Annotated in this window: 12 protein-coding genes and 1 pseudogene; 8 read left to right on the forward strand and 5 right to left on the reverse strand. The window is 70.6% G+C overall.

The genetic code is table 11. The annotated features are described in order from the left end of the window. The first annotated feature begins 19 nt into the window (after nucleotides 1-19). Nucleotides 20-919, forward strand: a complete 900-nt coding sequence (nudC, locus tag ACZ60T_RS07075) for an NAD(+) diphosphatase (protein ID WP_365622548.1) — start codon at nucleotides 20-22, stop codon at nucleotides 917-919. Between the two features lie 332 nt (nucleotides 920-1251). Further along, nucleotides 1252-1404: pseudogene (locus ACZ60T_RS07080) on the forward strand (IS5 family transposase); the annotation flags it as partial. Here the strand turns inward: ACZ60T_RS07080 and ACZ60T_RS07085 are convergent. From ACZ60T_RS07085 to ACZ60T_RS07095, 3 genes are all read right to left on the reverse strand, one after another. Next, a complete protein-coding gene (locus ACZ60T_RS07085; RefSeq protein ID WP_469665066.1) occupies nucleotides 1370-1846 on the reverse strand; it encodes a hypothetical protein in 477 nt (158 codons plus the stop codon). The pseudogene ACZ60T_RS07080 and the gene ACZ60T_RS07085 sit on opposite strands and share 35 nt — an antisense overlap. Nucleotides 1847-2117: 271 nt before the next feature. Further along, complete coding sequence (locus ACZ60T_RS07090) at nucleotides 2118-2711, reverse strand: hypothetical protein (RefSeq protein WP_469665067.1); 594 nt, start codon at nucleotides 2709-2711, stop codon at nucleotides 2118-2120. Nucleotides 2712-3141: 430 nt separating this feature from the next. Further along, nucleotides 3142-3906, reverse strand: a complete 765-nt coding sequence (locus tag ACZ60T_RS07095) for a DUF2127 domain-containing protein (protein WP_469665069.1) — start codon at nucleotides 3904-3906, stop codon at nucleotides 3142-3144. Nucleotides 3907-4070: 164 nt separating this feature from the next. On the opposite strand from ACZ60T_RS07095, the gene ACZ60T_RS07100 reads away from it, so the two are divergent. The 3 genes from ACZ60T_RS07100 to ACZ60T_RS07110 all read left to right on the forward strand — a co-directional run bounded on the left by ACZ60T_RS07100 (nucleotide 4071) and on the right by ACZ60T_RS07110 (nucleotide 11034). Further along, nucleotides 4071-4457, forward strand: a complete 387-nt coding sequence (locus tag ACZ60T_RS07100; protein ID WP_469665070.1) for a CU044_2847 family protein — start codon at nucleotides 4071-4073, stop codon at nucleotides 4455-4457. Between the two features lie 43 nt (nucleotides 4458-4500). Next, nucleotides 4501-8817, forward strand: a complete 4317-nt coding sequence (locus ACZ60T_RS07105; RefSeq protein WP_469665072.1) for an nSTAND1 domain-containing NTPase — start codon at nucleotides 4501-4503, stop codon at nucleotides 8815-8817. A gap of 261 nt (nucleotides 8818-9078) precedes the next feature. After that, the gene (locus tag ACZ60T_RS07110; protein WP_469665074.1) at nucleotides 9079-11034 is read left to right on the forward strand and encodes an RCC1 domain-containing protein; all 1956 of its coding nucleotides are present in this window, start codon (nucleotides 9079-9081) and stop codon (nucleotides 11032-11034) included. Nucleotides 11035-11129: 95 nt separating this feature from the next. Here the strand turns inward: ACZ60T_RS07110 and ACZ60T_RS07115 are convergent, their stop codons facing one another. After that, complete coding sequence (locus ACZ60T_RS07115; RefSeq protein ID WP_469665076.1) at nucleotides 11130-12824, reverse strand: MFS transporter; 1695 nt, start codon at nucleotides 12822-12824, stop codon at nucleotides 11130-11132. Nucleotides 12825-13064: 240 nt separating this feature from the next. On the opposite strand from ACZ60T_RS07115, the gene ACZ60T_RS07120 reads away from it, so the two are divergent. Further along, a complete protein-coding gene (locus ACZ60T_RS07120; protein ID WP_365622530.1) occupies nucleotides 13065-13694 on the forward strand; it encodes a TetR/AcrR family transcriptional regulator in 630 nt (209 codons plus the stop codon). A 56-nt stretch (nucleotides 13695-13750) separates the two neighbouring features. Here ACZ60T_RS07120 and ACZ60T_RS07125 read toward each other — a convergent pair whose 3' ends face one another. Continuing rightward, the gene (locus tag ACZ60T_RS07125; protein ID WP_469665078.1) at nucleotides 13751-15118 is read right to left on the reverse strand and encodes a cation:dicarboxylate symporter family transporter; all 1368 of its coding nucleotides are present in this window, start codon (nucleotides 15116-15118) and stop codon (nucleotides 13751-13753) included. 300 nt (nucleotides 15119-15418) lie between these two features. On the opposite strand from ACZ60T_RS07125, the gene ACZ60T_RS07130 reads away from it, so the two are divergent. Together ACZ60T_RS07130 and ACZ60T_RS07135 are read left to right on the forward strand one after the other, a co-directional pair. After that, nucleotides 15419-17077 (forward strand): ATP-binding protein, encoded by a 1659-nt coding sequence (locus ACZ60T_RS07130; RefSeq protein ID WP_469665080.1) that lies wholly within the window; start codon nucleotides 15419-15421, stop codon nucleotides 17075-17077. Then, nucleotides 17074-17754: a response regulator gene (locus tag ACZ60T_RS07135; RefSeq protein ID WP_252422475.1), complete on the forward strand. Its 681-nt coding sequence runs from the start codon at nucleotides 17074-17076 to the stop codon at nucleotides 17752-17754. Before ACZ60T_RS07130 ends, ACZ60T_RS07135 begins: the two co-directional genes overlap by 4 nt. Nucleotides 17755-17876: the final 122 nt, after the last annotated feature.

Consider the following 17876-nt stretch of genomic DNA (forward strand, 5'->3'; position numbering starts at 1 on the left):
CTGTGATCCAGGAGGAGCGGTGTACTACAGCGGGTTGGGGCTCGACCGTGTCGTTGATCGGCGGGGAGACTCGGACTGGATCGAGGCACTGCTGACCAGGGCCAGTACCCAGGTCATTCCCCTGTGGCAGGACGAGTGCCTGGTGCGAAACGAAACGCCGTTGCGGCTGCCCTTGGCCCAGGCGAGGGACATCCTCGTCGCGGCCGGCGACCGGGTGCTGCTCGGCCTCGAAGGCGAGAGGGCGGTGTTCGCGGCTGATGTGTCCGGGCTCGAACGGGAGAGCGCCGTCGAGCTGGCCGGCGCGGACAGGATGCTGGACGTGCGGGCGATGGTTCCCACCATCACGCCGGACGAAGCGGGTCTGCTGGCGTACGCGCGGGGAATTCTGCACTGGAACCGCAATCAGCGGTTTTGTGGCGCCTGCGGGGGCCCGGCCCGGTCCTGCAATGGTGGCCACCTGCGGACCTGCCAGAACTGTGGGAAGCTGCTGTTCCCGCGGATCGAACCGGCCGTGATCGTGCTAGTCGAGCTTCCGGGCACGCCCCGGCGCTGCCTGCTCGGCCGCCATGCGGCATCCGGCCCGAACCGCTTCAGCACACTGGCCGGGTTCGTCGAGATTGGCGAGAGCTTCGAGGACACGGTGCGCCGCGAGGTGCGGGAGGAAGCCGGCGTCACCGTGGGTGCGGTGACCTACCAGGGTTCCCAGGGGTGGCCGTTCCCGGCCGGGGTGATGATCGGGTTTCGCGCCGAGGCCGTTTCCGATGCGATCGATGTGGACAACGTGGAAGTGGTGGAGGCACGCTGGTTCACGGCCGCGGAACTGCGCGCGCGGCTGGCGGACGCTACTCTCGGCGGCCCGTACCGGGTCGATTCGATTGGCAAGGCGCTCATCGACCAGTGGCTGGCCGACACAGACTGAACCGATGCGGTGCGAAGACAGATTTTACGCTGCCTCGCTTATCTTCTGCTTCAACTCGGCCACCGCCTGCGTCCGTCGGCTAGCCGACGCCCACCCAGCCGCATACCAAGCCCAGTTGGACCAGTCGCTTCGGCTCCTTGCCTCACTCGAACGGGTATCCGAGTGGTGATGAAAGGCTGGCTGGTGTGCCGCCTCGCGGGACTGGGCCGAGTATCGCGGCGTGGGACCCAAGTGACGAGCTCCCCGCACGACACGCCTGGGTCTTCCACAGCGCATCGGCCGCAAGGCGGGCGGACCGGAACCCTTGGCCCGCAACTGAACACGCCTCTGAGAAGAGGTGGCTGGTCGAGCGGACGTTCGCGTGGCTGATGAGCTCACGCCGCCTGGCCCGTGACTACGAGGCCCGCACCGACAGTTCGGAGGCCATGATCTGGTGGTCGATGAGCATGGTCATGAGCCGACGCCTCGCCCGTCGACGCTGCTGAACATCCCCGGGCTCTCCTCGGTCAGCCAGCCTCGCGCGGCCAGGCGCTTGGTCTTCGACCGGACACCCTCGACCTTCGCGGGAACCGGTTCCAAGCCCAACGCCGAGGCGAGCTGCCGGCAGTCCACCGCCTCGCCCCGCTCCACGAGGATTTCCATGATGCGCCGGTAGTCCGGCGCGAGGATGGCGGCGTCGAGCCCTGCCCGCCACACCGGCACCACCGAGCCGGGCACCGCACCCGCGACCGGCACCGGCCGGTCGGCGTCGACATTCGGCGCCTGTCCGCGCTCATTCGGCTCCGCCAGGACCTGCCAGACCGTTTCACGGGCGATCACGAATCGCTGCCAGACGGCTTCCGCCTCCCGCAGTTCCGCCTGGAGATCCTCAACCCGCTGCCGGGCCGCACGCTCCCGCTCCTCCAACAGCCCCATCACCGACGGCATCAGGCACCTCCACCGAACAGACGACACGACACGTCATCCCTGCCGCCGAGACGCCGTCCTCACTCCCGACCAGCGGTAACTCAGCGATCACCTTCGGCACGACAACGGCTTCTAAAGGGCCGTCACCAGTTGCCGAAGCAGCGTGGGCTCAACCGGGTGAACGGGCCTATCCCAGAAGGCTGTGACGCCGTGATCACACCAGCCACAACGCGATCACGGCATCACATCGGCCGGAAACAGGAGATCACCCTCTTCCCCGTGGAGATCGAGATCAAAAAGGCGGTTCGCTGCTGCAGCCGCCCGCCCAGAGGTCTTCGTCTTGCTCGTCAGGCAGCAGACCTGTCTGTTCTCCCCAGGACTTGAGACCACGGCTGGCGATGAAGCGGTACGAACGGTTGTCGCTGGAGATCAGCACATCACGGACCAGCGGCGTGAGACGGGCACGCTGCTCAACGAGCTCTGGGGCGTCCAGGAGTGGAACAGCCGCAGCAATGGCTGCTTCCTGAACCGCAAGGTCCGGAGAGTGGAGAAAAGCAGAGACAGCCTGGAACAGGCTGGGACGCAGTGCCCGGACCTCGACGGACTCTGGATAGTCCACCGGGCAAAGACCCACGCGAGCCATGTGTGCCTCTGCCTCGCTGTCGACCTCGAAAGCTACCGAATTCACCCAGTCCATCAAGGCAGCGCGCAACGGAAGGGCCTGGCCGTCACGGTCGGTCACAACGGTGTCAGTGCGCGGGTCCCTGAGGATCTTGGCCACATATGCCGCCGCAGGCACGGTCGCTGAGTAGATCGTGTTCTGGTGATGCACCGGATCGTTGAGGTGTCGCAGAGCCCTGGCCTGCGTGCCGACGTCGTCCGCCAACAGCCCGGCCAGCAGAGCAGGCGTTCCTGAGGCCGGCCCACAGGCATGTTCGAGCGAAGCCCAGTCGGTCCCTGCCAGCAGATCCCGCGGGTCAGGCAGCAGACCGTCAACATCCGTGATCGTCGCGCATCGAGTATGGCTGTTGTTCCCATGCCTGCCCCAGCCACCTCATGCGCATAGCGGGACAGCCCTTTGGGAGGAAACCGGTGAGTCCGCCTGCACCACACCTGTCGCAGACGCTACATTCCATATCCAAGCCGCTGAGCTGCAAGAACTTCGTCAAGAGCCTGTATCACGCGCCGGGACCCCCAGAGAATGCCGCAAGTAGGGCTTGCGGATGTTGAGCACGTGCTTGCCGGACGGTGGCTGGGGCTTGCGCATCGCGGGCATCGGAGGCTCCTTCGGTGAAGCGGACCGGGCGGGGTAGCTCTCAGACCAGTACCCCGGCCGACTCCTCCACCTCCAGCAGCGACTCGCTGTGCCGCTCCTCCTCGAACGCCTTGCGGCCGCCGCGCAGGCCGAACAGTCGCTTGGTGAGGGCGATATAGAGGACCGCGATGATGTTGAGGGTCAGCGTGGTGATCTTCACGGCGCTGACGTGCTCGGTGAGTTCGTAGATCTCCAGGGGGAGGAACGCGGCCGTGGCGACCACCGTCAGGTACTCCGCCCAGCGCTTGGCGTACCAGAGGCCCACCGCCTCGATGATCTCGATCAGCGCGTACGCGACCAGCAGCGTGGCCACCAGCAGCAGGGTGGAGTGCTTGTAGCCGAAGGTCTTCTGGATGGTGCCGACCACGGGTGAGTGGTCGAGGTCGTAGTGGAAGTGCCGGAAGACAGGGCGGAGTACGTCCAGGTACTCGTTGAACAGGCGGCGTACCGCGTCCTGGCTGTTGCTGAACTTCCACACCGCCACCGCGACCAGCACGATGAACACCCCGCGCAACGCGCGCTCGATCGCGAGGAAGCGCAGGATGAACAGGTCGTGCAGCACCTTGCCGCGCGGCACCAGCGGCGCGTCCTCCGCCGGGCCCGCGCCGTGCGGCTCGCCGAGCGCGAAGTCGCCGCAGCGCAGACAGCGCCACACCTCCCCGAGGGCGGTCGTGGCGTGCAGGCGGACGCGCAGCCGGGGGTCGTCCGGCGCGTACGTCACATGGCCCTTGCGTGCGCAGGTACGCCGGTCCCAGTCGATCGCCATTCCCCCGTGCTCTCCTTCGTCTGTAACGGCCGTGCCGCGCCTGGTGATTCGGCGCCGCACGGTAGTGCATCGGGGTAAGAGACGACCGCGAGGGGATTTCAGTTCACGTCGCCGCCGGGCGACGGACCGCGCCGACCCCCTTGCCCCGATCAGGAAGGATCGCCATGACCAGCAGCGTGCACACCATCGAGGTCCCGCTCGGGCGCGACGGTGACGACGTCGTCCGGGTGCAGATACGTGAAGTGGACGAGTCGCTCGTGAGAGTCGGTCGCGGGGGGCGTTCCGCCGCGCGTGCCTCGCGGACGTTCGGGGAGATGCTGGACACCGTACGGCCGGTGGCGGAGAGCTTCGTGGGGAAGCTGGGCGGGCTGGTGAACGCGCCGGACGAGATCACGCTCGAGTTCGGGGTGTCCCTGTCCGCCGAGGCCGACGTCGTCATCGCCAGCACCGCCACCGAGGCCAACTTCTCGGTCAGTCTGACGTGGCACAGGAGTGACCGAAAGGGCAGTGCCCAGCAGAGTGCCACGGGGGATACTGAACAAGGGAGTTGACCCCGTGTGAGGGCACCGGGGCCAAGCGTGCCTGGGGGTCACGATGACGTTCGACGCGGCAGCCCACTCCAGAAGTCCTGAGACGGCCCTCGCGGCGGCCGTGGTCCGGGTGTCCGGGGCCGGTACCGGGCCGGACGCCCGGACCGGCGGCGCGGGGTTCGTCGTCGCCCCCGATCTCGTCCTCACCTGCGCGCACGTCGTCGCGGACGCGCTCGACCGGCCGCGTCGCGAGACGCCCGCGCCGGGCGCCGAGGTCGTGGTGGAGCTGGTGCTGGCCGGTGGCGCCCGCTCCCGCGCCACGGTCGCGCACTGGGTGCCCATCAGGGACGACGGCACCGGCGACATCGCCGTCCTGCGGCTGCGCACCCCGCTCCCGCGCGCGGAACCGTTGGGGATGGCGGGACCCCGGACCGCATGGGGCCATGACGTACGGGTCTTCGGGCTGCCGGACCGCTCCCCGGGCGGGATCTGGTACGTGGGGCGGCTGCGCGGCGAGACCGCCGAGGGATGGGTGCAGTTGTCGGGCGCCGACGCGCAAGGGGCACCCATCGAGGAGGGCTTCAGCGGCAGCCCCGTATGGGACGAACAGACCGGCGCGGTCGTGGGCATGGTCTTCGCCACTCAACTGTCGGGCGCCCAGCAGAGCTTCCTGATCCCCACCAGGACGCTGATCGAGGAGGTGCCCGCCCTCGCGGCCGTGCTCGACCCCGCCTCGCCCTTCCGCAGCCTCGTCCCCTTCCAGGAGGCCGACGCGGGCGTCTTCTTCGGCCGTGACGCCGAGGCCGAGGCCGTCGTCGCGCTGCTCACGGGGAACGCCGGTCATCCATGGGTCACCCTCGTGGGTCCCTCCGGCTGCGGCAAGTCCTCGCTGGCCCTGGCGGGGGTGGTGCCCCGGCTCCGGGCCCGCGGGTACGAGGTCATCACCCTGCGGGCCACGGAGTCCGGTTCGCTCCGCTCCGCCCTCGCCGCGGCGCGGGCGCGCAGCGATCGTACGGACGGCCTTCCCCCGCTGCTCATCGTCCTCGACCAGGCCGAGAGCCTCCTCGCCCGCACGGACCGTGCCCTGGAAGAAGCCGTACGGATCCTCCTCCCCGAACACCCGGAACACCCGGAACACCCGGAACACCCGAAACACCCAGGACAACCGGAACACGCGAACCGCCCAGAACGCCGGGCCCCCGGCGTACAAGTCCTGCTCACCCTCAGATCCGACTTCCTGGAGGCGGCGCTCTCCCACCCCCTCATCGGCCCCGCGCTCAGCCGTGGCGCCATGAGCCCGCTCGCCCCGATGCGCCGGGAGCAGCTCGACCAGGTCGTCCGAAGACCCGTCGAGGCGCTCCCGGCCGTGGACTACGACCCCGGGCTGGTCCGGCGCATCGTCGACGACGCCGACCACCAGCCCGGCGTGCTTCCGCTGCTCGGCTTCGTCCTCGGCATGCTGTGGGAGGACCAGTCCGTCGGGCGGCTGCGGTTCGCCACGTACGAGGCCATCGGTGGCGTCGGCGGCGCGCTGGGACGGCACGCGGAGAGCGTGTGGGCCACGGCGGTCGGTGAAGGCGAACGGGACGACGCATTGCGGCTGTTGACCGCACTGGTACGCGTACTGCCCGGCGGCGAGGCCCCGTTGCGGGCCGTGCTCGGCCGCGCGGAGGCGGGCCCGGAGCGCTGGCGGATCGCCGAGGCGCTGGCCCGCGGACGGATCCTCGTTCTCGGCACGGACCCGGAGCACGGCCAGACCGTCGAGCTGGCACACGAGGCGCTGATCACGGCCTGGCCGACGCTCGCCGAACAGGTCGCCCGCAACCGTGAGTTCCTCGCCTGGCGCGCGGAACTGCGGCACGCCATCGACAACTGGCGCGGCGCCGGACAGGAGGCGGAGCAGCTCCTCGCCGGAGAGCGACTCGAAGAGGCCAGGCGCATGCTGGCCGAGCGGCCCGATGAACTCACCGCGGAGGAACGGCGGTTCGTCGAGGAGAGCGAGCGACGGCGGGCCGCGGCGGCGCGCGCCGTAGCGGTGAACCGGCGGATCAAGAGGGCGCTCACCGGGCTGCTGGCCGCCGCCACCGCGGTCGTCCTGGTCGTCGCGCTTCTGTACGTCGCCAAGAACCACGAGCTGGACTCGCAGCTCCGGCGGGCCGCCTCCGATCAACTGGCGTCGCAGGCCGAGCAGTTGGACGACGTCTCGCTGACCACGTCCGGGCTCTTCAGCGCTGCCGCCTACGCGACCGCGGACGGGGCCGAGGCCAGGTCCGCCCTGATCGCGCAGTATCTGCGGACGCGGAACGTCGACCATGTGGTACTCGACGGTCTGGGCGAGGTCGAGGACATCGCCGTGAGCGAGGACGGCCGCCGGATGCACACGCTGCTGCGCAGCGGCGAGACGGTCGACCTCGATCTGGACAGCGGCGGCGCGCGGACGGCAAAGCGTTCGCTGGTGCAGGGCAACGGCACCGCTCTGCTGAGGCTCTCGCCCGACGGATCCGTCTCCGCCCGCGCCTCGGACTGGGGCCATGTGTCCCTGGGCCTCCGTACGGGGAAGACCTGGCGCAACACCTCCCTGCGCGGCAACGAGGACGTGCGCCGCAACCCCCGTGCGGCCACCGATCTGCGCTTCGACGCCACGGGGCGGCGGGTGCTCGCCGCCGTCCCCGGCGAGGGGGTGCTCGTCTGGCGGGTCGAGGGCGGTCGGCGTCTCGGCAAGGCCCTCACCGCCCCCGACGGCTGGGAAGTGACCCAGGCGTGGTTCGGCCCCGACGAGGACACCGTCATCGGCCGGCTCACCCCGCGCGACGCGGCCGAGGACGCGGCGGGCCGACTCGTGACCTGGCGGCTGGGCAGCGGACAGCGGCGGACCCCGTGGGGTACGGGGACGACGGGTCGCGTCACAGTCAGCGGCGACGGCGGCACGCTCGTCCGGTGCACGCCCGAGGGGATCCTGGAAGCGTGGGACCTCTCGGGCACACCGAAGGTACGGCGCTCCTACGACAACCGGGTCCTCGGCCTGCTCTGCCCGCTGTACACGCCCCGCCTGGACCGCACGGGCCGCTATCTGCTCAACCCCGCCCGGCGCGTGGGGACGACACTGAGCCGGTACCAGTTCCTGGTGCTGGACATCGACAAGGGGCGGCCCGGTCTCCTCGAACTGCCCGCGCCCGCCCAGCAGGACCAGGTCGTCACCGGTCAGGCACAGGTGCCCGCGGTCGCGTTCACCGGGCCGCCGGACGCGTTACGGGCCACGGTCACGACCGGCGGCAGCGTCGTCACCGCACGGGTCCGCGTACCGACCGCCTTCGACAGTGACATGCTGCTCAGCCGGATCAGGACGATCGACGCCGACCACCGCCGGATCACCTCCGTCAGCACGGACGGCACGGCTCTGCGTCTGTGGGACCTGACCTCGCACCGGCTGCTCGGCCAGGCGCGCCCGTCACGCACCCTGGCGCAGCAGTACGCGTCGTACACCCCGGACGGCAAGCGGCTGTTGACGGTGTCCGCCGACGGCCGTTCCGTCCTGGTGTGGCGGCTGACCGACGCCTCCGGAAGCCCGGCGCTCACCGAGGACCGCCGGTTCGACCTGCCGACGCCCCCGGGGGTCGACGGGGCGGGCGCGGACAAGAAGACCGGTCTCACCCCGGCCTGGGTGAACGTGTCCTTCCAGGACGACGACCACGCCGTGATCTCCGCGATGTCGTACGTCAGTCGGTGGCGGCTGTCGACCGGGCGGATCGCGGGCGAGGTGTACCACCCGGCGCACCAGGACCCGGCCGAGATCGCGAACGCCGCCGCGAACACCTTCGCCACGGCGCGCCCCGGCCATCCACAGGCGGCCGTCCGTACCGCGGACTACGGGCGGATCGAGATCTGGGACTTCGACAAGGGCAGGTCGGTCGAGACACTCAGCAGGAAGCAGGGCTACCGCTCGGTCAAGGACGTCCGGTTCGCGCCCACCGGCGATCTGCTGGCCGTCCTGGAACACGGTGGCATGGTCAGGCTGTGGGACATGACCGGGAAGAAGTGGCGTGAGCCCCTGACGTACGACGGCGTCTACTGGCTCGGCGCGTTCTTCTCGGCGGACACCCTCGGGACACAGGCCCCGACGAACGAGTTCACCGTGTGGGACGTCCATGACCGCAGCGAGAAGTACCACTTCATGCCCGGTTACGGCGCGACCAGCGACCTGACCTCGGACGGTGGACGGCTCGCCTACGTCGACGGCGGCGACGCCCGGCTGATCTCCCTCGACCCGGCGGACTGGACCGACCGCGTGTGCGCTCTCGCGGGCCGCGAACTCACCTCTACGGAGAAGGAGTTGGCGCCACCGGGGAGCAGGGTGGACGACCTCTGCGAGCACGCCCGCTGACCGGCCGCGCCAACTCCTCCAGCGGCGGCGCGGGGTAGCGCCGGCCGGGGGGTTTCGGCCGGTGGTCCGGGGTGTCGGCCGAGGGGTGGTGCGCGGGGTCGGTAGGAGAGGGGCGTGAGATTCCCTTTCGATTCCCTGAGACCTCCGAGCACATCGAGACCTCCGAGAACATCCGGCGCACCGGGTACACCGGGTACGCCTGACGTCCCGCGCACACCGCGCACGCTGCCGGGAGGCCGGGCGCGCGGCGCGCTGACGGCGATGGTGGCCACGCTGGTCGCGGCGCTCTGCCTGACCGGGCTGGCCGCCCCGTCCGCGAGCGCGCAACAGTCCCCGCCGACCGATGTCGCTCTGGCCACGGGCTGGAACGTCTACGGCGAGTTGGGGGACGGCACCACCACCGCCACCACCACGCCCGTCGACGTACACCTTCCCGCCGGTACGCGGCTCACCGACATCGCCGCCGGTGACTTCCACAGTCTGGCGGTGACCTCCGACGGCCGCGTCCTCGCCTGGGGGTTCAACGACCACGGGCAGTTGGGGGACGGCACCACCGTCAACCGCAGCACGCCGGTGGAAGTGCACCTTCCCGCGGGCGTCCGGGCCACCGCGGTCGCGGGCGGTGAAGTGCACAGTATGGCGTTGACCTCCGACGGCCGCGTCTTCGCCTGGGGGGCCGGCTTCTGGGGGCAGTTGGGGAACGGCACCAACGCCGACACCAGCACGCCGGTCGAGGTGCACCTTCCCGCGGGCACCCGGGCGACAGCCATTGCCACCGGCTACAACCACAGTCTGGCGCTGACGTCCGACGGCCGCGTCCTCGCCTGGGGCCTCAATGACCGGGGGCAGTTGGGGGACGGCACCTTCACCGACCGCAACACGCCGGTCGAGACGCTCCTTCCGGCCGGCGTTCAGGTCACCGCCATCGCCGGTGGTGGCTACCACAGTCTGGCGTTGACGTCCGACGGCCGTGTCTTCGGCTGGGGCCTGAACACCGAGGGTGAGTTGGGGGACGGCACCTTCACCAACAGGAACACGCCCGTCGAGACGCTCCTTCCGGCCGGTGTTCAGATCACCGCCATCGCCGGGGGCGGCCAGCACAGTCTGGCGGTGACCTCCGACGGCCGCGTCCTCGCCTGGGGCCTCAACATCAACGGGGCGTTGGGAGACGGCACCACCGTCAACAGCAGCACGCCGGTCGAGGTGCTCCTCCCCGCGGGCACGCGCGTCACCGCCGTCACCGGCGGTTCGTACCACAGTCTGGCGGTCACGTCCGACGGCCGCATCCTCGGCTGGGGGTACAACATCTTCGGGCAGTTGGGGGACGGCACCACCGTCAACCGCCTGACGCCGGTCGAGATGCTCCTACCCCCGGACGTCCGCGCCACCGCGGTCGCCGCGGGGTACGGGCACAGCCTGGCGCTCGCCGTACGGGCGGAGACCACCACCACGCTCACCGCCACCCCGACCACGGCCACCCCCGGCGAGCCGGTCACCCTCACCGCGCACGTGACGTGCACCACCGGCACGCCCACCGGCACCGTCGAGTTCTTCGACGACGACACCCTCATCGGCACCGCCACGCTGGACCCGCAGGGCACTGCGACGGTCACCACGACGGACCTCCGCCTGGGCACGCATCGGATCACCGCCCGGTACCTGGGGAACGCGGACTGCCCGGCCTCCGTGTCCGAAGTGGCCGTGGTGACCGTCGAGGTGGTACCGGTGGCCGAACTCACCCTGACCAAGCGGGTCGTCTCGAAGGGGCCGTTCCGTGTCGGGCACCGGGTCGAGTACGCCTACACCGTCACCGACACGGGCAGCACCACGCTGCACGACGTGACGGTCACGGACGATCTGGTCCAGCACGTGACGTGTGAGGCGACCTCCCTCGCCCCCGGCGAGAGCACCACCTGCACCGGCACGCACACGATCACCCGGTCCGATGTCACCCCGTGCAAGACGGCCGAGGAGCGCGGCGGGGACCACGGCAAGGGCAAGCACCAGGTCATGCGCTGCGAGGTCACCAACACCGCGCACGCGACGGCGATCGAGCCGAACGGCAACCGGGTCACCAGCAACACGGCCACCGCCACCGTCACGGTCACGGTGGAGAAGAAGAAGGAGCACTGCCGCAAGCAGCACGGCGGCCACAAGAAGACGTACGGCGGACGCGACTGCGACGGTCACCACCGCCGGACGGCCCGACAGGCGTAAGCGGTACGCCTCGTAACACACCTACGCGCGCCCCCGCTTCGGACCGGTCCGGTCCGAGGCGGGGGCGCGCGGTGCGTCCGACGACGAGTCGTGGCTCAGCCCACGGTCACCCGTTCGTTCGCCTTGTCCGTCTCGTCCGTCCCTTCCGCGACCAGCTCAGCCATGGCGTTGGCCTTGTTGCCGCGGGGCAGCAGCAGGGCCACGACGAGCGTGCCCACGCCGAGGATCACGGCGCCGATCAGGCTGGTGTGGGCGACGGCGTCCGCGAAGGACGCGCCGACCGCGTCCTTCATCTGCTGGGCGCCCTGGGCGAGTTGACCCGCCTGCGCCTTGAGCTGCGCGGCCTGCTGGGGGTCGGTCGCCTGCGCGGCCTGCGTCGCGAGCTGCCGGGCCTTGTCCCCGATGCCCTGCGCGACGGCGTATCCGGCGCCGACCGAGTCCTGCGCGGTGGCCAGGGCGCTCGCCGGGAGCTTGCTGCCGGTGGTGGCGTCGGAGAGGTGGTCGGAGTACGAGGTGGCGAGCAGCGAACCGAGGATCGCGATGCCGAGCGAGCCGCCCAGCTCCAGCGAGGTGTCGTTCACGGCGCCGCCGACGCCGAGTTCGGACTCCGGGAAGGCGCCCATGATCGCGTCGGTGCAGGGCGAGAGGGCGAGCCCGATGGCCAGGCCGAGGATCACCAGGGGCGCCACGAGGTCGCCGTACGCGGACGAGGCGTCCACCTGGGTCAGCAGGGCGAGGGCCACGGTGCCGCCGACCATGCCCGCGCTGACCGTCCACTTCATGCCGACCCGCGGGGTGAGGTACCCGGTCAGCGCCGAGCCGACGAAGACCGCGCCGGCCAGCGGCAGCATGCGTACGCCGGTCGCCAGGGCGTCGTAGCCGAGGACGAACTGGAGGTGCTGCGTGAGGTAGTAGAAGGCGCCGAAGACGGCCAGGAAGAACAGCGCGACGGCGAGGTTGGCCCCGGCGAAGCGGCGGTTGGTGAAGCGGCGGACGTCGAGGATGGGGCGCGGGTGGCGCAGCTCCCACAGGACGAAGGCCAGCAGGCCCGCGCCCGCGACGACCGCGGCGGTGATCGCCTTGGTGTCCCAGCCGAAGTGCGGGCCCTCGATGATCATGAAGACCAGTGCGCCGACCCAGACCACGGAGAGCAGACCGCCGACGTAGTCGATGCGGTCGTGGTGACCGGCCTTGGACGGCGGGACCAGGACGAAGGCGGCGACCAGCGCGACGGCGGCGATCGGCACGTTGATCAGGAAGGTCGAGGCCCAGCCGTGGTCCTTCAGCAGCGCGCCCGCGACGACCGGACCGGCCGCGATCGCGAGTCCGGCGGTGGCGGTCCACAGGGTGATCGCCTTGGCGCGCTCGGCGCGCGGGAAGGTCGCGGCGAGCAGGGAGAGCGTGGCGGGCATGATCAGCGCGGCGCCCACGCCCATGACCGCACGCGCGGCGATGACGGTCTCGGAGCTGTCGGCGAGGTAGCCGAAGACGGAGCCACCGGCGAACACCAGCAGACCGAGGACGAGCGCGCCACGGCGGCTGTACTTGTCGCCGATCGCGCCGAGCAGCAGCATCAGCGCGGCGTACGGGACGGTGTAGCCGTCGATGACCCACTGGAGGTCGGCGCTGGAGAGGCCGAGGTCGCGGGTCATGTCGGGCGCGGCGACGGTGAGGGCGGTGTTCGCCATCACGATGATCAGCAGGCTCAGGCACAGGACGAGCAGCGCCCACCAGCGCCGGGCGTAGGGCCGACCCGTCCTTTCGACCGGTTCCTTGATGACGAGACGCATGGGTGCGGGTCCCTTCCTCTTCTCTTCGCTCGTTCCGGCGTGCACGGGGTGCGCGTTCCGGCGGCCACGGGATGCGCGTTCCGGCAGGTACGGCGCTTCCCGGCGGGTACGGCGCTTCGATTTGCACAGCACCGTGCAATTGCACAACGATGTGCAATGTACGACGTTGCACAGTACTGTGCAACTCAAGGAAGTGGAGGTCTTGGGGAGGCATGGGGACGCAGCGAAAGGGCGTGCACAATGGCAGCCATGACCACGGGTAACGCCAGCCGGGCCGGTGCCAACCACCGCCGCATCCTGGAGGTCGCGCTCGCCGAGCTGCTGCGCGACCCGGACGCGTCCATGGACCAGATCGCACGGGCCGCGGGCGTCGTACGCCGCACGGTGTACGGGCACTTCCCGAGCCGTGAGGCGCTGATCAGCACGCTTGTCGACGGCGCGGTGGAGGCCGTCGCGGCGGCGCACGCGGCGGGCCGCGAGGGGATCGCGGACCCGGCGGAGGCGGTCGCCCGCTCGACGCTCGGGGTGTGGGAGGTCGCCGACCGCTACCGGATCCTGGTCGCCCTCGCCCAGCGCAGCGTCACCGTACAGGGCATCAGCGAGCGGCTGGCGCCGGTCCGCGCGGCGTGTGCCGACGTGCTGACCCGCGGTCTGGAGCAGGGCGTGTTCGCGTCGCCGCTGCCGCCGCCCGCGCTGGCGTATGTACACGAGCAGATGCTGTTCGCGCTGATGGAGGCGGTGAACGAGGGCCTGTTGAGCGCGCGTGAGGCGGGCCCCTCCGCCGCGGTCACGCTGCTGACCACGGCGGGGGTACCCGCCTCACGGGCCACCGGACTGGTGGCGAAGCTGACGTCGGCGGCCGGTAACTGAAAGACCCCTCCGGAAGCAGGCGTTGCTGCCGGAGGGGTCGAAATCGGCGGGAAGGCTCAGGCCTTGGCCAGCTCCTTCTCGGACGCCGCGTCGTGGTCGTCCTCGGAGTCGTCCAGCAGGGTCTTCTCGTCGAAGGGCAGTTCACCGGCGAGCACCCGGCGCACGCGGTCCTTGTCGACCCCGCCGGTCCAGGTGCCGATCAGCAGCGTGGCGACGGCGTTGCCCGCGAAGTTGGTGAGGGCGCGGGCCTCGCTCATGAAGCGGTCGATGCCGACGATCAGGCCGACGCCGTCGACCAGCGCGGGCTTGTGGGACTGGAGGGCACCGGCGAGGGTCGCGAGACCCGCGCCCGTGACACCGGCCGCGCCCTTGGAGGCGATCATCATGAAGATCAGCAGCGTGATCTGCTGGCCGATGGAGAGCGGCTGGTCCATGGCGTCGGCGATGAACAGCGACGCCATGGTCAGGTAGATCATCGTGCCGTCGAGGTTGAAGGAGTAGCCGGTCGGCACGGTGATACCGACGACCGGACGGCTCACGCCGAGGTGCTCCATCTTCGCGATCAGCCGGGGCAGCGCGGACTCGGACGACGACGTCGACAGGATCAGCAGGAACTCGCGGCCCAGGTACTTCAGCAGGTGGAAGATGTTGACGCCGGTGACCAGCCGGACCAGGGCGCCGAGCACCACGATCACGAACAGCAGACACGTGACGTAGAAGCCGAACATGATCGCGGCGAGCGCCTTCAGGGCGTCGAGGCCCGTCTCACCGACGACGGCGGCCATGGCGCCGAAGGCACCGATCGGGGCGACCCACATGATCATGGCGAGGACGCGGAAGACCAGCCGCTGGATGTGCTCCACCCCGCGCAGGATCGGCTCGCCCTTGCGGCCCATGGCCTGGAGCGCGAACCCGACGAGCAGGGCGACCAGCAGGGTCTGGAGGACCTGGCCCTCGGTGAAGGACGACACGAGCGTGGTCGGGATGATGCCGAGGATGAAGTCGACCGGGCCCTCCGACCCCGCCTGGGCCTGGGCCTGGCCCGCGCCCTTCACCGCTTCGGTGAGGTGCATGTTGCTGCCGGGGTGCACGAGGTTGCCGACGACCAGGCCGATGGCCAGCGCGACGAACGACATGGTGATGAAGTAGCCGAGGGCGAGCCCGCCCACCTTGCCGACCTGCGCGGCCTTGCGCACGGAACCGACGCCCAGCACGATCGTGCAGAAGATGATCGGCGAGATCATCATCTTGATCAGGTTCACGAATCCCGTGCCGACCGGCTTCAGCTCCTTGGCGAAGTCCGGCGTGAGAAGGCCCACGGCGATTCCGAGCACCACGGCGGCGATCACCGCGATGTAGAGATAGTGGGTGCGGTCCCGCTTGGCTGCGGGCGCGGCAGGTGCCGCCTGGGGTGTGCTGGACACGACTGCCCTCCTCGACGTCGTCGTCGGATCGTCAGGCGTGCGGCTCACGCCCGGGGGAAACCGGGAGACATGGCTCCCGGGGGGACCGGGAGGCGTGCTCCCGGAAGACCGGAAGACGTGCTTCCTGCTGACCAGAAGGCGCGTACCCGGCAGACCAGAAGCGCCTTCCCGGCGGGCCGGGAAGCGGAGCGCTCCTGGGGGGATGGGGCGACTATCTCCCGCCCTGTGAAGGCGGTCACGCTTCTGTTCATTTAGTTCACACCGACATAACCAGCCAGAACGGCGAGGCAGACTTGACTCATGCGTGTGCCCCACCCCCGAAGACCCCGCAGCCTGGCCGGCCAGCTCTTCGCGATGCAGGCCGTACTGATCGCGGTGCTCGTGGCCGGATACGCGCTCTTCACCTTCGTCAACGACCACAACCAGGCCCGCACCGCGGCCGGCCGCCAGGCGATGGCGGTGGCCCGCTCGCTCGCCGACTCCCCTTCCGTACGGGCGGCGATCCGCACCCCCGACCCGTCGCGCACGCTCCAGCCGTACGCGCTCCAGGTGCAGCGGAACACGGGCGTGGACTTCGTCACGATCATGGATCCGCAGGGCATCCGCTGGACCCATCCCAACGCCTCGCTGATCGGTGAGCGCTTCCTCGGTCACACCGCCGACGCGCTGAAGGGCGAGGCCTTCACCGAGACGTACACCGGGACGCTGGGCCCGTCCGTCCGGGCGGTCGCGCCCATCCGGGACCACGGCCGGATCGTCGGCCTGGTGAGCGCGGGCATCACGGTGGAGGCGGTGTCGGCCCAGCTCCAGGAGCAGGTGACGACCCTGGTCGTGGTCGCGGGCGGCGCCCTGCTGCTGGGCGGCATCGGCACGTACGTGATCAACGCGCGGCTGCGCCGCTCCACGCACGGCATGAACGCGACCGAGCTGAGCCGTATGCACGACTACCACCAGGCCGCGCTGCACGCCGTGCACGAGGGGCTGCTGATGCTGGACGGCCGGTTCCAGGTGGCCCTGATCAACGACGGCGGCCGGGAGCTGCTCGGGGTGAGCGGTGAGGTAGTGGGCCGCTCGGTGGCGGACCTCGGCCTGCCGGTGCCCCTGACGAGCGCGCTGCTGTCCTCCGCGCCACGGGCCGACGAGGTGCATCTGACGGCGACACGCGTCCTGATGGTCAGCACGTCCCCGGTCTCCGGCGGCGAGCAGCGCGGCACGGTGGTCACCCTGCGCGATGTGACCCGGCTCCAGTCGCTGATCGGCGAGCTGGACTCGGAGCGGGGCTTCACCCAGGCGCTGCGCTCGCAGGCGCACGAGGCGGCGAACCGTCTCCATACGGTCGTCTCGCTGATCGAGCTGGGGCGTACGGAGGAGGCGATCGAGTTCGCCACCGCCGAGCTGGAGCTGGCGCAGGCCCTCACGGACCAGGTGGTCGCGGCCGTCGACGAGCCGGTCCTCGCGGCCCTGCTGCTGGGCAAGGCGGCGCAGGCGAACGAGCGGGGCGTGGAGCTGGTGGTGTCACCGGACAGCCGGATCGACGACGGGCTGCTGCCTCAGGCGCTGCCCGCCCGGGACCTGGTCACGATCCTCGGCAACCTGATCGACAACGCGGTGGACGCGGCGCAGGGTTCGGTGGGCGCCCGGGTCACGGTGACGGCGTACTCGGCGGGGCCCGAGCTGGTGCTGCGCGTCGCGGACACGGGGACCGGGGTGGACCCCGCGCACGCCGAGGCGGTGTTCGAGCGCGGCTGGTCGACGAAGGCGGCGAGCGGTACCGGCGGCCGGGGCCTCGGCCTCGCCCTGGTCCGCCAGACCGTCCTGCGGCACGAGGGCTCCCTCACGGTGGCGGAGGCGGCCGAAGGCGGGGCCGCGTTCGAGGCGCGGCTGCCGTTGCCTACGGTGGGGGCGGTCCCGGCGGCGGAGCCGGTGACCGGGGCTGCCCCGCACGGAGGTGACGTATGACCGAGCCCATCCGCGTCCTCGTCGTGGAGGACGACCCGGTCGCCGCCGACGCCCATGTGCTGTACGTCGGCCGGGTGCCGGGCTTCGTCGCGGTCGGCAAGGCGCACACGGGCGCGGAGGCGCGGCGCATGCTGGACCGGATCCAGGTGGACCTGCTGCTGCTCGATCTGCATCTGCCGGATGTGCACGGTCTGCATCTCGCGCGGACGCTGCGGGCGGCCGGGTATCACGCGGACGTCATCGCGGTGACCTCCGCGCGGGATCTGGCGATGGTGCGTGAGGGCGTCTCGCTGGGGGTCGTGCAGTACGTGCTGAAGCCGTTCACGTTCTCGACGCTGCGGGACCGGCTGGTGCGGTACGCGGCGTTCCGGGGGACGGCGGGCGAGGCGAGCGGTCAGGACGAGGTGGACCGCGCGCTGGCGACCCTGCGGGCACCGGGTCCCTCGGCGCTTCCGAAGGGACTGAGCGCGCCGACGCTGAAGCGGGTGACGGAGGCGCTGCGGGGTGCCGAGGAGGGGCTCACCGCCTCGGGGGTCGGCGAGAGCGTGGGCATCTCCCGGATCACGGCCCGGCGGTATCTGGAACACCTGGTGGAGACGGGGCGGGCCGGACGGAGTCCGTTGTACGGGCAGGTGGGGCGGCCGGAGCTGATGTACCGCTGGATCAGGAGCTGTTGATCCGCGTGGGCCCCAGCCGCCGTACGGCGCGACCTCCGTGCCCCCACGAGCCGCCGCACACACATTGACCTGACCAGAGCACCCCTCTTACGTTCACCGAGCAGCCATCCCGGCCACAACGA

Source organism: Streptomyces sp. NPDC104371 (genome assembly GCF_055583785.1).

Bases quoted from the DNA above. Each gene is read 5' to 3' on its own strand.
- ACZ60T_RS07135 (WP_252422475.1), top strand. From the start codon at position 17,074: ATGACCGAGCCCATCCGCGTCCTCGTCGTGGAGGACGACCCGGTCGCC.
- ACZ60T_RS07095 (WP_469665069.1), bottom strand. From the start codon at position 3,906: ATGGCGATCGACTGGGACCGGCGTACCTGCGCACGCAAGGGCCATGTG.
- ACZ60T_RS07115 (WP_469665076.1), bottom strand. From the start codon at position 12,824: ATGCGTCTCGTCATCAAGGAACCGGTCGAAAGGACGGGTCGGCCCTAC.
- ACZ60T_RS07085 (WP_469665066.1), bottom strand. From the start codon at position 1,846: ATGCCGTCGGTGATGGGGCTGTTGGAGGAGCGGGAGCGTGCGGCCCGG.
- ACZ60T_RS07120 (WP_365622530.1), top strand. From the start codon at position 13,065: ATGGCAGCCATGACCACGGGTAACGCCAGCCGGGCCGGTGCCAACCAC.
- ACZ60T_RS07110 (WP_469665074.1), top strand. From the start codon at position 9,079: ATGGTGGCCACGCTGGTCGCGGCGCTCTGCCTGACCGGGCTGGCCGCC.
- ACZ60T_RS07100 (WP_469665070.1), top strand. From the start codon at position 4,071: ATGACCAGCAGCGTGCACACCATCGAGGTCCCGCTCGGGCGCGACGGT.
- ACZ60T_RS07130 (WP_469665080.1), top strand. From the start codon at position 15,419: ATGCGTGTGCCCCACCCCCGAAGACCCCGCAGCCTGGCCGGCCAGCTC.
- ACZ60T_RS07105 (WP_469665072.1), top strand. From the start codon at position 4,501: ATGACGTTCGACGCGGCAGCCCACTCCAGAAGTCCTGAGACGGCCCTC.